Origin of the sequence: Rhizobacter sp., assembly GCF_035702065.1 — a bacterium.
GTDB lineage: Bacteria > Pseudomonadota > Gammaproteobacteria > Burkholderiales > Burkholderiaceae_C > Rhizobacter.
The window spans coordinates 1-16,281 of sequence record NZ_DASSRA010000220.1 but is presented as its reverse complement, the minus strand read 5'-3'; the positions used below and the strand labels follow the sequence as shown (position 1 = coordinate 16,281).

General features: G+C 67.7%; 16 protein-coding genes and 1 rRNA gene. 9 read left to right on the top strand and 8 right to left on the bottom strand.

Annotation, left to right across the window (positions count from 1 at the left end; all coding sequences use genetic code 11):
- Positions 1-25 precede the first annotated feature (25 nt).
- The 4 genes from VFL64_RS10255 to VFL64_RS10240 are packed head-to-tail and all read right to left on the bottom strand — an operon-like array spanning position 26 to position 4,194.
- Positions 26-1,147: a HupE/UreJ family protein gene (locus VFL64_RS10255; RefSeq protein WP_489540277.1), complete on the bottom strand. Its 1,122-nt coding sequence runs from the start codon at positions 1,145-1,147 to the stop codon at positions 26-28.
- Entirely contained in the window at positions 1,144-2,325 is a 1,182-nt protein-coding gene (locus tag VFL64_RS10250; protein WP_489540276.1) for a tetratricopeptide repeat protein, read from the bottom strand. Before VFL64_RS10250 ends, VFL64_RS10255 begins: the two co-directional genes overlap by 4 nt.
- Before the next feature lie 56 nt (positions 2,326-2,381).
- Positions 2,382-2,645, bottom strand: coding sequence for a hypothetical protein (locus VFL64_RS10245; protein WP_489540275.1), 264 nt, complete (start codon positions 2,643-2,645; stop codon positions 2,382-2,384).
- Between the two features lie 10 nt (positions 2,646-2,655).
- Positions 2,656-4,194 carry a DUF4331 domain-containing protein gene (locus tag VFL64_RS10240; RefSeq protein WP_489540274.1) on the bottom strand — a complete coding sequence of 513 codons (1,539 nt, stop codon included), beginning with the start codon at positions 4,192-4,194 and terminating at the stop codon, positions 2,656-2,658.
- A 126-nt stretch (positions 4,195-4,320) separates the two neighbouring features.
- Here VFL64_RS10240 and lipB point away from each other — a divergent pair, with 126 nt between their 5' ends.
- The 3 genes from lipB to VFL64_RS10225 are packed head-to-tail and all read left to right on the top strand — an operon-like array spanning position 4,321 to position 7,599.
- Positions 4,321-5,025, top strand: coding sequence for a lipoyl(octanoyl) transferase LipB (gene lipB, locus VFL64_RS10235; RefSeq protein ID WP_489540273.1), 705 nt, complete (start codon positions 4,321-4,323; stop codon positions 5,023-5,025).
- Positions 5,026-5,039: 14 nt separating this feature from the next.
- Positions 5,040-6,032, top strand: a complete 993-nt coding sequence (gene lipA / locus VFL64_RS10230) for a lipoyl synthase (RefSeq protein WP_489540272.1) — start codon at positions 5,040-5,042, stop codon at positions 6,030-6,032.
- Between the two features lie 34 nt (positions 6,033-6,066).
- Positions 6,067-7,599 carry a phospholipase D family protein gene (locus VFL64_RS10225; protein ID WP_489540271.1) on the top strand — a complete coding sequence of 511 codons (1,533 nt, stop codon included), beginning with the start codon at positions 6,067-6,069 and terminating at the stop codon, positions 7,597-7,599.
- Positions 7,600-7,608: 9 nt separating this feature from the next.
- Here the strand turns inward: VFL64_RS10225 and VFL64_RS10220 are convergent, their stop codons facing one another.
- Positions 7,609-8,115: a peroxiredoxin family protein gene (locus VFL64_RS10220; protein WP_489540270.1), complete on the bottom strand. Its 507-nt coding sequence runs from the start codon at positions 8,113-8,115 to the stop codon at positions 7,609-7,611.
- A gap of 12 nt (positions 8,116-8,127) precedes the next feature.
- Here VFL64_RS10220 and VFL64_RS10215 point away from each other — a divergent pair, with 12 nt between their 5' ends.
- Positions 8,128-8,814, top strand: a complete 687-nt coding sequence (locus VFL64_RS10215; protein ID WP_489540269.1) for a DUF4197 domain-containing protein — start codon at positions 8,128-8,130, stop codon at positions 8,812-8,814.
- Between the two features lie 10 nt (positions 8,815-8,824).
- Here the strand turns inward: VFL64_RS10215 and VFL64_RS10210 are convergent, their stop codons facing one another.
- Together VFL64_RS10210 and VFL64_RS10205 are read right to left on the bottom strand one after the other, a co-directional pair.
- Complete coding sequence (locus VFL64_RS10210) at positions 8,825-9,973, bottom strand: ATP-binding protein (protein WP_489540268.1); 1,149 nt, start codon at positions 9,971-9,973, stop codon at positions 8,825-8,827.
- A 146-nt stretch (positions 9,974-10,119) separates the two neighbouring features.
- The gene (locus VFL64_RS10205) at positions 10,120-11,370 is read right to left on the bottom strand and encodes a CaiB/BaiF CoA transferase family protein (protein WP_489540267.1); all 1,251 of its coding nucleotides are present in this window, start codon (positions 11,368-11,370) and stop codon (positions 10,120-10,122) included.
- A 67-nt stretch (positions 11,371-11,437) separates the two neighbouring features.
- Between VFL64_RS10205 and VFL64_RS10200 the strand changes: the two genes are divergently transcribed.
- The 3 genes from VFL64_RS10200 (at position 11,438) to VFL64_RS10190 (ending at position 12,773) form a co-directional block, all read left to right on the top strand.
- The gene (locus VFL64_RS10200) at positions 11,438-11,944 is read left to right on the top strand and encodes a hypothetical protein (protein WP_489540266.1); all 507 of its coding nucleotides are present in this window, start codon (positions 11,438-11,440) and stop codon (positions 11,942-11,944) included.
- A 141-nt stretch (positions 11,945-12,085) separates the two neighbouring features.
- Complete coding sequence (locus VFL64_RS10195; protein WP_489540265.1) at positions 12,086-12,535, top strand: PTS sugar transporter subunit IIA; 450 nt, start codon at positions 12,086-12,088, stop codon at positions 12,533-12,535.
- Positions 12,504-12,773: an HPr family phosphocarrier protein gene (locus VFL64_RS10190; protein ID WP_489540264.1), complete on the top strand. Its 270-nt coding sequence runs from the start codon at positions 12,504-12,506 to the stop codon at positions 12,771-12,773. The genes VFL64_RS10195 and VFL64_RS10190 overlap by 32 nt, the downstream gene beginning before the upstream one ends.
- 16 nt (positions 12,774-12,789) lie before the next feature.
- On the opposite strand, the gene VFL64_RS10185 is transcribed toward VFL64_RS10190, so the two are convergent.
- A complete protein-coding gene (locus VFL64_RS10185; RefSeq protein WP_489540263.1) occupies positions 12,790-13,635 on the bottom strand; it encodes a GNAT family N-acetyltransferase in 846 nt (281 codons plus the stop codon).
- A 137-nt stretch (positions 13,636-13,772) separates the two neighbouring features.
- Between VFL64_RS10185 and ptsP the strand changes: the two genes are divergently transcribed.
- Both ptsP and VFL64_RS10175 read left to right on the top strand, forming a co-directional pair.
- Positions 13,773-15,566, top strand: coding sequence for a phosphoenolpyruvate--protein phosphotransferase (ptsP, locus tag VFL64_RS10180; protein ID WP_489540262.1), 1,794 nt, complete (start codon positions 13,773-13,775; stop codon positions 15,564-15,566).
- A gap of 441 nt (positions 15,567-16,007) precedes the next feature.
- A 16S ribosomal RNA gene (locus VFL64_RS10175) occupies positions 16,008-16,281 on the top strand; the annotation flags it as partial.

Genomic DNA, 16,281 nt, shown 5'->3' with positions numbered 1-16,281 from the left:
GATGGTCAAGGTGGTGCTCTGACGCTCAGCCGAGCACCGGCCACCTGAAGTCCAGCGCACGCTCCAGCAGCCAGGCGAAGGCCAGCACCGCGATCGCTGCCGAGCCCGCGCGCAAGCCGACGCCGCGGTAGAGGCGCGTGTCGCGCACGGCCCAGACGACGGCCAGGAAGGCCGCCACGATGGCGAGCTGCCCCAGTTCCACGCCGAGGTTGAAGCGGAACAGCGGCAGGGCGAGTGCGCCCTGCGCGAGTCCCAGGTCCTTGAGCGCACCGGCGAAACCGAAGCCATGCACCAGGCCGAAGGCGAAGGTGAGCTTCCAGCGGCCTTCGCCGATCACCGGCCAGAGGTTGTTCAGGGCGGCCAGCACCACGCTGGCCGCGATGATGGATTCGACCCAACGCGATGGCGGGTTGACCACGTCGAAAGCAGCCAGCGCGAGCGTGATCGAGTGCGCCACGGTGAAGGCGGTGACCACGCGCAGCACCTCCGCCAGTACCGGCCGAAGACGCGTCGCCGCGCGCCACCCGTGGCCCGGCCGGCGCACCAGCACCGCGGGCAGCAGCAAGGCCAGCAGGAACAGGATGTGGTCGGTGCCGATCAGGATGTGGTGCACGCCTTCGCGCACGAAGCCGGTGAAGCCGCCGGCGCCGCCGAGGTCGAAGCGACGGGCGGCTGGTGCGGGCACCAGCACGGCGGTCTCGCTGTGCTCGCCGCGCTGCACGCGCACGATGCCGCGGTGCGTGGGGTCGGTCTGGGCGAAGAGGGTGTAGGTCACGTCGAGCTGCTGCACGTCGGCGGCGCACGCCCAGCGGCGCGCCAGCACGGCGTAGCGGCCATCGCTGTGTTCTTCCAGCTGGGGTGCTTCCAGCGGGCCGGCCTGGCAGGGCTGGCCATCGGCATGAAGCGCGAGACCGCGCTGCGCGAGCTGGGCGATGTCGCTCCAGCGCGTGCGCACCTCGCGCCAGTCGAGCTGGCCGTCGTCGTTGGCGTCGAGCGCGAGATCGCGCTCCAGGTCGCGCAGTGCGATGTCGAAGCGCTGGGTGACCTGGGCGCCCTCGACCTGCAGCTGCAGGTAGGCGTCGCTGGGCTTGTGGGCGAAGCCCAGCAGCGGCCACAGCAATACGGCGAGAAGCAGCACGCGTTTCATGTCAGCCCCTGCAGCCGAACGTCCTGCCAACCGGTGTCGCGCACCAGGCGCCGCACCGGCTCGGCCGCCTGCGGCTGGCCGGCGGCGTGGGCCGCGCGGGCCAGCAGCAGGGCGTCGGCGGGCTCCTTCTGCTGGGCCCAGTTGGCCTGGGCATGCCGCAGCGCGGCGGCGGGATCGCCCCGAAGGTCCAGCTCGTAGCGGGCCTGTTCGCGGGCGTGCAGGCTGTCGCCGCGCAGCGCGGCAGCCTCGAAGCGTTCGGTGAGCCGCGCGGTGGCGGCCGCGGCGCGTGGGTCGCGCGGGCCGAGGTGTTGCCGGTAGGCGATGGCCAGGCGCAGCAGCAGGGCGTCGGCTTCTTCGCGGCCGGCGAGCAGGGTGATCACCTCGGCGGGCCGTGCGTGGGCGAGCAGCCAGTCGGCGTAGGCAGCCAGCGCGTAGACCTCGGGTTGGGGCGCTTGAAGGGCCTCGCGGTAGAGCGCCTGGGCCGCGCCGTCACCACGGCGCTCGGCGAGTTCGGCCCGCACGAGGGTGAGCCAGGGGCTGGCGGTGCCGGCTTGGGTGGCCAGCTGGCGCAGCGCGCGTTCGGCCTCGTCGGCGCGGCCTTGCAGGCTGGCCAGTTCGGCCAGGCAGGCCTGGGCCGGCCACTGAACGGCGCTGCCCAGGGCGGCGTAGTGCGAGCCGGCCAAGCGGGTGCAGCCGGCGCCGGCTTCGGCCCAGCGGCCCGTCACCTGCAGCACCGAGGCGCGGGTGAGTTCGGCCTGGGCCTGCAGGGCGAGCGGGGCGGGGCTGCCGGGCTGCAGCAGGGCGTCGAGGTCGGCCAGCGCCGCGCCGAAGTCGTGCTGGCTCTGCCTGATCGTTGCGCGCAACAGGCGCACCGCGGGAGGTGGATCGGGCTGGAGCCACCACGGTGCCAGCACGGCCTGCGCCTGGCCCAGCTCGCGCGGGTCGCCCAGCTGGCGGGCGCGCTCGATGGCCGCGCGGGCCAGTTGCAGGGCCAGCGGCAGCTGCGCCGGGGCCTGTTGCAGCCGGGCGCGGGCCAGGCGCTGCTGGCGGCGCGCGTCGGGCGAGCCGAGTAGAAGCGGCAGGCGTTCGACGACCTCGTCATCGCTCGCCGGGGTGAAGGGTGCGGCATGGGCGTGGCAGGCCAGCGCCGCGAGCAGCGGGAGAAGAAGTCGACGCATGGGGCCTCCGGAAGATGGGCGCGGCATGCCCGGAAGCACGCCGCGCGGGTGGCGCATCAGTAGAGCGATGCGGCGTCCGTGGTGTCGCTGGTGGGGGCCGTGACCAGGCCGCCCATGCCCAGCGGCTCGCTGGTCTCGCTGGGTGGCTGCGACTTGGCCCAGGCCGTGAAGGCCTCGGGCGAAGCGCTGGCCTCGGCAGGGACCACGTCGGGAGCGACGGGTGGCGGCACGGCGTCGCCACCACCACCTCCTCCGCAGGCCGTGAGCAGGGCACTCGTCAGCAGGGCGGAGGCAAGCAGCTTGAGGGAGGTGTTGTGCATGGCGTTCTCCTCAGTGGGTGCCGCCGACCGGCGTGAAGAGATACGGGAAGCCGGCGAGCAGTGGTGCCTTGGACTGATCGACCGCGTCGTGCAGCTGGAAGGCGGTGGCTCCCAGCGGCACGGCCGAGGGCTTGCACGCGGCGCCGAAGCCGAGCGCGTTGTTGTCGCCGTTGGCCACGCACAGGCCACCCATCATGGCCACGAGCGAGATGTCGACCACGTCGTCGTTCGGCCGGCGGCCGTTGGGGAAGCCCGCGCCGTCGTTGCCGCTGGCGAGGATGTTGCCGACGATGCCCAGCGTGTTCTGGTTGGCCAGCGGCACTGGGGCAGCGCTGGTGTTCAGGCGCAGCATCTCGGAGCCGACCACGTTGCGCGGCTGGTTCACGCCGCTGATCCCGGTGAGGAAGGCGGTCGTGAGGTCGGTGCGCGGGTAGTTGGTGGGCGCGATGTTGGGCAGGCCGAGCGCAATCTCCAGCAGCTTGGGCAGGCTCGGGTTGGTGACGTAGGTGGCGAACTGGCCGTCGTCCTTGGGGCGCGCGCCGTTGAAACGGTCCTTGTCCTTGAGGCCGATCACCACCTCGTTGACCAGGGGCATGCCCAGGCGCGAGACCTGCGTCCAGGCGCCGCCGGTGAACTCGGTGGTCTGGTGTCCGGCGCGCGGCGTGGGGTCGAGCACGCGGGCCTGGCGCAGGCTGGCGGTGGTCCAGCCGCCGATCACCGGCTCGTTGCCGGCGGTGAGGCAGGCGGTGGGCACTTCGAGCGCCAGGCTGGTCACGTTCTTGTCGTCGATGGTGTTGGCCACCGCACCGGCATTGGCGCGGTTGGTGATCACCGCGGCCGGCGCGTTGACCAGGTCGAAGATGGTGCCCAGGTTGACGGCGAACGGGTCCTTGCGCTGGCCGACGAACACCTTGCCTGGCGTGCTGCAGCCGGGGATGTTGATGGGGTAGACGTGCTTGGCGGCGTAGCCCGCGTAGTCGGGGATGGTCTTCACGCCGATGTTGTCGACCGGCTTGTCGAAGCTGGCCGCGCCGGTGCTGGCGTGGGTGACGCTCGCGCTGCGGCCGAAGCGGCGGTCACCGCGCACCATGGTCACGGTGAAGCTTTCCGACACGTTGAGGTTGGCGTCCTTCACGTTGCCCACTTGGCCGAACTGGATCAGCGGGATGGCCACGTTCTGGTTGTCAACCGGCAGCGTCTTGCCGGTGCCGTCGCGCAGCGTGTTCTTGAAGCGGAACTGGAAGGTGATGTCTTCGCGCGCATCGCCATCGTTGTCGATGTGGATCTCGTACAGCGCGTTGGGGTCCATCGCGAAGTAGTTGGGGCCGCCGTAGGCGTCTTGCAGCGGCTGGTAGTTGGCGATCAGCGTGGTGAAGGCGGCGCGGCCGGTCTCGTAGCTGCGGAACATGTAGAAGTCGGTCGCGTCCACCTTGGGAGCGGTGGCGATGAAGGGCGCCTCGCGGTGGCTGGAGGCACCCGCCGGGGCGCAGACGGCCAGCAGCGTGGCCGCCAGCAAGGGCGTGGCGTTGAAGAGGGAAGAGGGTCGCATGAAGGTCTCCTGGCGTGAGGCACCGGCAAGATCACCGGATGGCACTGCTACGCAGGTTGCGGCGTGATGGATGCACGAATTCACGGTCCCAGCGCCGGCTTTGTGCTCGCGCCGACAATCGGGGTCATGTCAGAAACTTCTCCGGCCGCCGACTCACTCCGGGGTGTTGCACCCGCTGTCCGCATGCTGGGCCGCGTGCCCTACGTGGAGACCATGGAGCGCATGCGCGCCTTCACCGAGGCCCGTGCTGCCGACACACCCGACGAGATCTGGCTGTGCGAGCACGACCCGGTCTACACCCAGGGCGTGGCGGGCAAGCCCGAGCACGTGCTGGCGGCCCACGGCATCCCCGTGGTGCCGACCAACCGCGGCGGCCAGGTCACCTACCACGGCCCCGGCCAGGTGGTGGCCTACCCGCTGATCGACCTGCGGCGCCTGGGCATCTTCGTCAAGGAATACGTCTACCGCCTGGAGCACTGCGTCATCAAGACGCTGGAGCAGCACGGCGTGACCGGGCACCGCGTGGCGGGCGCACCGGGCATCTATGTCAACCTGCGCGACCCGTTCGGCCATTCGGCGCTGACCGGGCCAAGCACCGACCCCTTCGCCGGGTTGGGCAAGATCGCCGCACTGGGCATCAAAGTGAGCCGGCACTGCACCTACCACGGCGTGGCGCTCAATGTGCGCATGGACCTGAGCCCCTTCGGCGGGATCAACCCTTGCGGTTACGCAGGGCTGCAAACGGTCGATCTGGCTACACTGGGCGTCACTGCGGAGTGGGCCGACGTCGCCCAGCAGCTGGGCAAGCGCCTGGCCTCCCACCTCGCCTAAGAAAGCCATTCCCCATGTCGACCGACAACGTCGTCCATCACGCACAAGACCCGGCCTCCTACGACGCCACGGCCAAGCAGAAGTCGCAGGCCAAGACGGCGCGCATCCCGATCAAGATCGTGCCCGCCGAGCAGCTGAAGAAGCCCGACTGGATCCGCGTCAAGGCCGGCTCGCACAACACGCGCTTCTACGAGATCAAGCAGATCCTGCGCGAGCACAAGCTGCACACGGTGTGTGAAGAGGCTTCGTGCCCCAACATCGGCGAGTGCTTCGGCGGCGGCACCGCCACTTTCATGATCATGGGCGACAAGTGCACGCGCCGCTGCCCCTTCTGCGACGTGGGCCACGGCCGCCCCGACCCGCTGGACGTGGACGAGCCGCTCAACCTGGCCAAGACCATCGCCGCGCTCAAGCTCAACTACGTGGTGATCACGAGCGTCGACCGCGACGACCTGCGCGACGGCGGCGCCGGCCACTTCGTCGAGTGCATCCGCAAGGTGCGCGAGCTGTCGCCGAAGACGCGCATCGAGATCCTCACGCCGGACTTCCGCGGCCGCATGGACCGTGCGCTGGAGATCCTCAAGGCCGCGCCGCCCGACGTGATGAACCACAACCTGGAGACCGCGCCGCGCCTCTACAAGGAAGCGCGCCCGGGCTCCGACTACGCCTACTCGCTGAACCTGCTCAAGCGCTTCAAGGAGTTCGCGCCGCACGTGCCGACCAAGAGCGGCATCATGGTCGGCCTGGGCGAGACCGATGAAGAGATCCTGCAGGTGATGCGCGACATGCGCGAGCACGGCATCGACATGCTCACCATCGGCCAGTACCTCGCCCCCAGCGGCCACCACCTGCCGGTGCGCCGCTACGTGCACCCCGACACCTTCAAGATGTTCGAGGCCGAGGCCCACAAGATGGGCTTCACCCATGCCGCCGTGGGTGCCCTGGTGCGCAGCAGCTACCACGCCGACAAGCAAGCGGCCCATGCAGGCGTCGGCAGCGCTGCCTGACAGTGAACGACGCTCCGGCCGCTGGGCCGGAGTGATGTTGCGCCTGGCGGCGTTGCTGCTGGCCGCGGGCCTGAGTGCCTGCACCACCCTGCCGCCCTTGACCGACCGCACGGCGAGCACCGCGCTCACCGACACCGCCGCCACCAAGCTCGGCCGGGCGGTGGCCTCCGGGGCGGCGGCCCACCCAGGCAAATCGGGCATCTACCCCCTGCGCGATGCGCGCGATGCCTTCGCCGCGCGCGTGGTGCTGGCCCGCGCGGCCGAGCGCAGCCTCGACGTGCAGTACTACATCTGGCACAACGACCTGTCGGGCACCATGCTCTTCGCTGAGCTGCGCGAGGCCGCCAACCGAGGCGTGCGGGTGCGCCTGCTGCTCGACGACAACAACACCTCGGGCCTCGACCCCGCGCTAGCGGCGCTCGACGCCCACCCCAACATCGAGGTGCGGCTGTTCAATCCCTTCATGACCCGCGCGCCGCGCATGCTGGGCTACCTGACCGACTTCTCGCGCCTGAACCGGCGCATGCACAACAAGTCGTTCACGGCCGACAACCAGGCCACGATCGTGGGCGGGCGCAACATCGGCGACGAGTACTTCGGTGCCACCGACGGCGTGGGTTTCGTCGACCTCGACGTCATCGCTGCCGGTCCGGTCGTGCCCGAGGTGTCGCGCCAGTTCGACCTCTACTGGGCCAGCGACTCGTCCTATCCGCTCGACCGCGTGGTGCAGCGGGCCGACGCCGACACGATCAGCGCCTTCGACGCGGCTGTGGCCGCACTTGCTGCCAACCCGGCGGCCGAGCGCTACGCCGAGGCCGTGCGCCAGAGCCCCTTCGCGCGCATGCTGGAGCAGGATCAGGTGGTGCTGCAATGGGCCACCACCCACCTGGTGAGCGACGACCCGGGCAAAGGGCTGGACAAGGCGTCGGCGCAGACATTGCTGACGAGCCAGCTGCGGGTGATCCTGGGCGAACCCACGAAAGAGGTGGCGCTGGTGTCGCCGTATTTCGTGCCCGGCCAGCTGGGGGTGGACGCCTTCACCAGGTTCGCGCAGCGCGGGGTGAAGGTGCGCATCCTCACCAACTCGCTGGAAGCCAACGACGTGACGCCCGTGCACTCCGGCTACGCCAAGTGGCGCAAGCCGCTGCTGGAGGCGGGCGTGCAGCTGTTTGAACTGCGGCGCGTGTCCGGGGCGGTGGAGAAGGGCAGCGGCGGCGCACTTGGCGGGAGCTCGGGGGCCAGCCTGCACGCCAAGACCTTTGCGGTGGACGGGGCGCGTGCCTTCGTCGGCTCGTTCAATTTCGACCCCCGCTCCAAGCTGCTCAACACCGAACTCGGCATGGTGATCGACAGCCCCGAGCTGGCGCGCGACCTTGACGTGGCCTTCGACGAGCGCATTCCGGCGGTGGCCTACGAGGTCAAGCTGTCCGCCGATGGCGAAGAACTCATCTGGGTAGAGCGCGGCGCAGGCGAGGTCAAGCAGTACACGACCGAGCCCAACACCGGCGTGCTCAAGCGCGCCTGGGTCAATGTGCTGTCGCTCTTTCCGATCGACTGGCTGCTCTGACGCCGCAGTTCAAACTTCTGCGAGCAGTTCTTCCACCAGCTGGTGCAAGGCCGCGAAGTCGGGCTCGCCGACGTAGCGCTTGACGATCTCGCCACGCTTGTTGATCAGCACCGAGGTGGGCGTGAGCGCCACGTCGCCGAAGCTGCGAGCCACCGCGCCGGTGTTGTCGATCACCACGGTGAAGGGCAGGCGGCGCGATTCGGTGAAGCTGACCACCGAGACCGGCGGGTCGTAGCTCATCGCGACAGCGAGTGTCTCGTAGCCGCGGCTGCTGAACTTCCGGTGGGTGGCGACCATCTGCGGCATCTCTTTCACACAGATGGCGCAGGTCGTGGCCCAGAAGTTCACCAGCACGACCTTGCCCCGGAGTTGGGCCAGGCGGGCGGTGCTGCCGTCGAGGCGCGTGAACGACACGTCCGGTGCGGCCTGCTGCGTATTCCCCGGTCGGTAGAAGGCTGCTGCGGCGCCAATTGCCAACACGACAATGGCAGCGGCAAGATGGCGGGTCAACTTCATGGGGAATGCGTGATGCAACGCAGAAAGTTTACGTCGGTGGTCTTGTCGGTCGCTGGCCTGGGGGCTTGGGGCCGGGTGTTCGCTGCCGGGCTCACCGAGACCGATGCCGCCACCGGCATCCGCGCGGCGCTGGAAAAGGGCGCCGTGGCGGCCGTCGGCCTGCTGGGCAAGCCGGATGGCTTTCTCGGCAACCCGAAGGTGCGCATTCCCTTGCCGGGCGCACTGAACGATGCGGCCAAGCTGCTTCGGGCCACCGGGCAGCAAAAGCGCATCGATGATCTGGAGCTGGCGATGAACCGCGCCGCCGAGGCCGCCGTGCCGGAGGCCCAGGCCTTGCTGGTGAACGCCGTCAAGAGCATGAGCGTGGAAGACGCCAAGCAGGTGATCACCGGCGGCGACAACTCGGTCACCACCTTCTTCGCCAACAAGACGCGCGAGCCGCTGGCCGCGAAGTTCCTGCCCATCGTGACCAGGGAAACCGAGAAGGTGGCGCTGGTCGACAAGTACAACGCCGTGGCTGGCAAGGCGGCGGGTTTCGGCTTTATCAAGAAGCAGGACGCGAACGTCCAGTCCTATGTCACCGAGAAGGCGCTCGACGGCCTGTACCTGATGATCGGTGAGGAAGAGAAGAAGATCCGCGCCAACCCGGCAGCCGCCGGCAGCGCGATCCTTCAAAAGGTGTTCGGAAGCCTGAAGTAGCCGCTCGGGCTCAGACGGTCTTCGCCAGCTCGAACATCAGCGCCGAGGGCAGCGAGGTGAGGATGGCGTCGCGCCCGACGCGCGCCATGCTCAGCCCGCCGAAACCAGAGATCTCGAAGGTGTTGCCTTCTTCGATGATCTCGATGAAGACCACCTCGGCGCCGTCCGCGTCGACCTCGGTGCGCAGCTGGTTGAAGCGGTCTCCGCGCAGCACCGACTCGATCACGATGGCATGCGGCAGGCCGCCACGGCAGAACTCGCGTGCTTCGTCCACCGAATTGACGAAGTCGACGATGAGGCCCATGTTGCGGATGGCGTCGCGCACCTGCACGCGCACGTCGCGCCGCGAGGCCACCACCAGCACCTGGCTGCCGGCCAGCGGCTTGGAATGCAGCGAGGGCGAGAAGCCCTGGTCGAGCTCGATCGCGCTCATGCCTTCTTGCTGATCGCTGACGGTGCGCGGGAACTCCAGCGTCAACTGCATGCTGCCGCCTTCGGTCTTGCGTTCGATGGGCAGGCCCATGGTCCAGGCGGTCTGTTGCACGAGGCGCCAGGTCATCGAGTCGAGCCCGGCTTGCAGAGCGGCCTCGCTGTCGACATCGACCTGCTGGTCGGCGGGGCGGTAGGCGAAGCGCACCCCCAGGCGGGCATGGGCGGGCCAGGTCTTGATGTCGACGCGGAAGTCGATGCCCGACTGGGCATGTTCCATGGCCCAGCTGAGCACGGTGTTGATCAGGCTGAACAAGAGCGAGGCGTCGACGATCACCTCGGCCGGCCGCAGCACCTGCTTGATGTGGATGTTGCGGGCCTGGGTCTCGCGGGCGCGCTGGGTGAGCACGTCTTTCAAAGTTTCGGTGAGAGGCAGGCGCTCGGGCGTCTGGCGCAGCTGGCCGGAGGCCAGGCGGGCGATCTGCTGGCCCGCCATGCTGATCTGGCGGGCGCGCTGGATCTCTTCACCCAGGGCGCGCAGGCTCCCGCGGTCGATGCGGCCGGTGGTGGCCAGCGTCTGGACGCGGTCCAGGGCGGCCGTCAGCGGGCCGGCGATCTCGGCGCTCAACTCGCCCACGACACCACGCCAGTGATCGTGCTCAGCCGGGGCAGCCTCTGCCACGGCGGGAGCCGCCGATGCAGGCGCGCGGTTCAGGTCGGTCATGTCCATGGGAGCCTTCAAATGCGTCACGAGCGTGCCAAATGTTGCACGACGTAAGTGTCACTTGAGATGGGCTCGCCGTGTCCCGGGAAGCGGCCCGTTCCCCCGGGGTTGGGGGGCGCGTTTGCACCCGCTTTCACGGGGTGGAACGGTTCTCAGAGGGTGCCGCTGCGGTGCAAGGCGGCAATTTCCTCGGCCGACCAGCCGAATTCCCGCAGCACCTCGTCGGTGTGCTCGCCCAGCAGCGGCGGCGGGCGGCGGTACTGCACCGGCGTGGCCGACAGCTTCATGGGGCTGGCCACCAGGCGCAGGTGGTCGGTCAGCGGGTGGGCCATGGGCACCGTCATGCCGCGCGACTGCACGTGCGGGTCGGCAAAGACCTCGTCCAGGTTGTTGATGGCGCCGCAGGGCACCTTGGCCGCTTCGAGAGCGGCCAGCCAGTCCTGCTTCTTGCGGGTCTTGAGGATCTCGGCCAGCAACGGCACCAGGGTCGCCCGGTGGCGCACGCGGTCGGCGTTCTTGATGAAGCGGGCGTCCTGCGCCAGGTCGGGCCGGCCGGCCACCTCGCAGAACTTGGCGTACTGGCTGTCGTTGCCCACGGCCAGGATGAGGTGGCCGTCGGCGGTCTCGAACACCTGGTAGGGCACGATGTTCTGGTGCGCGTTGCCGATGCGCTGGGGCGCGACGCCCGTGGTGAGGTAGTTCGCGCCCAGGTTGGCGAGCATCGCGACCTGGGTGTCGAGCAGGGCCATGTCGATGGCCTGGCCTTCGCCGGTGGCGTCGCGGTGGCGCAGCGCGGCCAGGATGGCCACCGTGGCGTACATGCCGGTGAAGAGGTCGGCCACCGCCACGCCCACCTTCTGCGGGCCGCCGCCTGGCAGGTCGTCGCGTTCGCCGGTCACGCTCATCAGGCCGCCCATGCCTTGGACGGCGTAGTCGTAGCCGGCGCGCTCGCGGTAGGGGCCGGTCTGGCCGAAGCCGGTCACCGAGCAGTAGACGAGGCGTGGGTGGGCGGTGCGCAAGGTGGCGGCGTCCAGGCCGTACCGGGCCATGTCGCCGACCTTGAAGTTCTCGATGAACACATCGCACTCGCCTGCCAGGCGGCGGATCAGCGCCTGGCCCTCGGGCTGGGCGATGTCGACGGTGACCGAGCGCTTGTTGCGGTTGGTGCCCAGGTAGTAGGCGGCCTCGGCGGTGTCGGCCCCGTCGCGGTCCTTGAGGAAGGGCGGGCCCCAGCCGCGGGTGTCGTCACCGCCGCTGCCGTTCTTCATCGGGCGCTCGATCTTGATGACGTCGGCGCCTAGGTCGGCCAGTGTCTGCGTGCACCACGGTCCGGCCAGCACGCGCGAGAGGTCGAGGACGCGGACGCCCGCCAAGGGCTGGGGTGGAGTGGGGGTCAGGCTCATGCGGGGATTGTCGGACAGCGATACCGATAATGCCCCGATGCTGAGTTGTCTTGCCCGTGGCGGCCGTGTGGCCGCGCTGTCTGCTCTCGCCCTGGTGGGTGCCTGTTCCCCCACGCTCGATTGGCGCGAGGTGCGCCCCGAGGCCACCGAAGCCGTTGCGCTCTTCCCTTGCAAGCCCAGTACCGATGTCCGAACGGTCTCGCTGGATGGCGATCGCGTTCGCATGCATCTGGTGGCCTGCCGCGCCGGCGATGCAACCTGGGCATTGGCTTATGCCGAAGTGGCAGACCCCGCGCGGGTTGCGCCCGCGCTGACCGCGCTGCGGGCCGCGGCACAAGCCAATCTGGGCGGCACGGCCCAACGTCTGGGGCCGATGCAGGTGCCGGGGATGACGCCCAACCCGCTCGCCGAACGCCTGCGCCTGCAGGGCAAGTTGCCCGGCGGTGAGCCGGTCACGCAGGAGCTGGGGCTCTTCAGCCGCGGCACCTGGGTCTTTCAGGCGACGGTCATGGGGGCGAAGCTGGGCAATGAGCCGGTGGCCAACTTCTTCGAGAGCATCAAGTGGCCCTCATGAGGCCGGATGTCGGCGTTCTGAGGGGTCGGTGCGTTGAATGCTTGTGCTGTGATGAACGATGTGTGGTTTTTGTGGCGAGACGAGCACCGGCCCGGCGCTCGGGCCACAGTTCTTCCGCGTTGAAGCTCTCATAATTCCCGCATGCCTGGACTGCTGATCATTGCCCACGCCCCGTTGGCGTCTTCGTTGAAGGCCGTGGCTCAGCACACATTCCCCGATTGCGGGCGCCGCCTCGAAGCGCTCGACGTGCTGCCTGAAGACTCCGTCGAAGCCATCGAAAGCCGCGCACGAGAGTTGCTCGCACAAGTGAGCAGCCCCGATGCGCTGATCTTTACCGACGTCTTTGGTGCCACCCCATGCAACGTGGCGCAGCGCTTGGCCGACGGCGTGCACGTGAAGGTGATCGCCGGGGTCAACGTGCCCATGCTCTGGCGTTCGCTGTGCTACGCCGACGAAGCGCTCGATGCGGTGGTGGCGCGCGCTGTGGCGGGCGCGACGCAGGGCGTCATGCAGGTGGCCACGTCCCGGCCGCAGAACCAAGCCTACAAACCCGGTGCCAATGATCAAAACAAGCATCAGCATCAGCAATAAGCTGGGCCTGCACGCCCGCGCGTCGGCCAAACTCACCAAACTGGCCGGCGGCTTTCAGAGTGATGTGTTCATGAGCCGCAATGCGCGGCGTGTCAACGCCAAAAGCATCATGGGGGTGATGATGCTGGCGGCGGGCATGGGCAGCGAGATCGAGATCGAGACCAGCGGCCCCGACGAGCAGGCGGCGATGGACGCCCTGCTCGCCCTCATCAACGACAAGTTCGGCGAAGGCGAATAGCCACTCGCCGCGTCGCTCAGGCGCCCAGGAAGTGCTTGCGATAGCGGGCCGGCAGGTCGGCGATGCGCATCAGCATGGGCAGGTCGGCGGTGTTGAAGTCGGGATCCCAGGCCGGTGCGCCCAGCACCTTGGCGCCGCAGCGCAGGTAGCCCTTGATCAAGGCCGGGGCCTCGACGTCCAGATTGGTCTGCAGGTCGTCCACTGGCAACGGCAGGCGCGGCGTCACCTGCAGCTCGATCGGTGCCAGGTGCGTGAGACGCAGCTGCTCCCATAGGCTCGCGGCGTAGTGGCCGCCATCGCGCATGCTCACGCTGGCGCATCCCACCATGGTGTCGAGCCGGTTGCGCACCATGAACTCGGCGAGCGCGCCCCACAGCGCCATGATCACACCGCCCGAGCGCCAGGCCGGGTGCACGCAGGAGCGGCCCAGCTCCACCATGCGCGAGCGCAGCGGGCGCAGGCGGGTGAGGTCGAATTCGGTGTCGCTGTACAGGCCGCCCACGCGCTTGGCGGAGTCGGGCGTCAGCACGCGGTAGGTGCCGATCACCGGGCCGGGCTCGTCGCCGGTGCCGGTGGCACGCACCAGCAGGTGCTCGCAAAAGGGGTCGAACATGTCGATGTCGTGCCCGGCGGGTGCGCCGTGCGGGACGCTCAGGCGCGCGCCCATCTCCTCCGCGAAGACCAAGTGCCTCAGCTGCTGCGCCTGGCGAACGTCTCTCTCATCGCGAGCCCAAACCACTTCAAACCCAGCAGCGTCTTGGCGGACAGGTTTGGCAGCCGTGCCGCGGGGGTGAAGTGACCTCCGGGACGTGTCGGCACGCAGCGTGGAAATGGGCATCGTCGGCAGGGGCAGATCCCGCATGGCGTTCTCCTTGAAAGCTCGACGAGATGTTCAAGGGTTGGCGTGACGCGGCCATGAAGGCGGGATGACGCGGCAGTGACAGCGGGCGCGGGTCGTTCCCAGGTGTGGGGCGGGTGCGCGCTGCTAGGATGGTTTGCATGAGCTTTCAGGTCTTCGGATTGCCGGTGTCACGCGGGGTGGCCATCGGGCGGGCGGTGCTGGTGGCGTCCAGCCGCGTCGACGTGGCCCACTACTTCATCGAAGACAGCCAGGTGGCCGACGAAGTCGAGCGTCTGCGCGTGGCCCGCGACGCAGTGGCGGCGGAACTCGCCACCTTGCAGCGTGACCTGCCCGACGATGCGCCAGGAGAGCTATCGGCCCTGCTCGACGTGCATCTCATGCTGCTGCACGACGAAACCCTGACAGGCGCGACCAAGCAGTGGATCCAGGAGCGTCACTACAACGCCGAGTGGGCCCTGTCGGCCCAGCTCGAGGTGCTGGCCCGCCAATTCGACGAGATGGAAGACGACTACCTGCGCGAGCGCAAGGCCGATCTGGAGCAGGTGGTCGAGCGGCTGTTGCGCGCGATGGGCCGTGGGCCGTCGTCCACCTACGCACCCGCGCCAGGTGTCAGCCCGCGCGACTTCGCGGGTGAAGACCCGCTCGTGCTGGTCGCCAACGACATCGCCCCGGCCGACATGCTGCAGTTCAAGCGCAGCATCTTCACGGGCTTCATCACTGACGTAGGCGGCCGTACATCGCATACTGCCATCGTGGCACGCAGCTTGGACATCCCCGCCGTGGTGGGCGCGCGCGAGGCGAGCCACATCATTCGCCAGGACGACTGGGTGGTGATCGACGGCGACAACGGTGTGGTCGTGGTCGATCCCTCGCCGCTGCTCCTGGAGGAGTACCGCTTTCGCCAGCGGCAAAGCGGCCTCGAACGTGATCGCCTCTCGCGCTTGCGGCACACACCCGCCGTCACGCTCGACGGAGAGCGCGTGGAGCTGCAGGCCAACATCGAGCTGCCCGTCGATGCGCCCGCGGCACTGGAAGCGGGTGCGGTGGGGGTTGGCCTGTTTCGCAGCGAGTTCCTATTTATGAACCGAGGCGGCGAGCTGCCGGGAGAGGATGAGCAGTTCGAAGCCTACCGCGCCGCCGTGGAAGGCATGAAGGGCCTGCCAGTCACGATCAGAACCGTCGACATCGGGGCAGACAAGCCCCTCGATCGCCTCACTGCCACTGAACTCCGCCACGAGCATGCGCTGAACCCTGCGCTGGGTTTGCGTGCCATTCGCTGGAGCCTGTCAGAGCCGGGCATGTTCCGGCAGCAGCTGCGCGCCATCTTGCGGGCCAGTGCACTCGGCAAGGTGCGAATCCTCATTCCCATGGTGGCGCATGTCAGCGAAGTGCGCCTCGCGATCGAGGCCATCGCGCGCGCAAAGCAGCAGCTTCAGGATGCGGGTCGTGCCTATGGCGTGGTCGAGGTCGGCGCAATGATCGAGGTGCCCGCGGCCGCCATCGCGCTCCCGTCCCTGCTGCGCTACTTCGATTTTGTTTCCATTGGAACGAACGACCTCATCCAGTACACCCTGGCTATTGACCGGGCAGATGAAGCGGTGGCGCATCTCTATGATCCCTGGCATCCCGCGGTGCTGCAGCTCATTGCGCAAACCATTGCGTATGCACGCAAGGTCGGCAAAGGCGTCAGCGTATGCGGCGAAATGGCCGGCGACCCAGCCTTCACCGAACTGCTGCTCGCCATGGGGTTGCGCAACTTCTCCATGCATCCATCGCAGATCGCCGCAGTGAAACAGAAGATCCTGCGTGCGGACACGCGCCGCCTGGCGCTGCAGCTCGGAGCCATCCTCGAGAGCGAAGATGCCCAGGCCGCCTGCGTTGAACTCTTCGGCCGCCCACATCACACTGAGGGTTTAGGCAGTCTCAGCTAACTTTTTTCGGGGGCACTTGCGCGCTTCAGAAAAAGGATGCTACAGTCGTGGTCTTCGCTGATTGCAGCAGGCGGCGCAAATGCCACCAAACAGCAAGCGGCAAAGAAAAAATGAGCAGGCAGTTGACGAGTTAAGAAAAAACAAGTCATAATCGCAGGCTCTGCTGATCGAAATGCAAATCGCGAAACGCGACAAGCAAAACGAAAAGCAAATAGCCAAGCGGTTGACAAGGTTTTTAAAACAAGTCAAAATAGCAGGCTCTGCTGAAGAAAGAAATTCAGCAACGCAAACGAAAGTTTGCAAGCTCTTTAAAAACTAACAGCCGATAAGTGTGGGCGTTTGAAGGCGAGTGCCAAGAGTCGAAAGACTCAAGGTCTCATGGACCTAAAACGCTCATAGAAGTGAAGTTCACTTCAATTCTTTGAGTAATTTATCAAGATCGAACTGAAGAGTTTGATCCTGGCTCAGATTGAACGCTGGCGGCATGCCTTACACATGCAAGTCGAACGGCAGCACGGGAGCAATCCTGGTGGCGAGTGGCGAACGGGTGAGTAATACATCGGAACGTGCCCAATAATGGGGGATAGCCCGGCGAAAGCCGGATTAATACCGCATACGACCTACGGGTGAAAGCAGGGGATCGCAAGACCTTGCGTTATTGGAGCGGCCGATGGCAGATTAGCTTGTTGGTGGGGTAAAAGCCTACCAAGGCGAC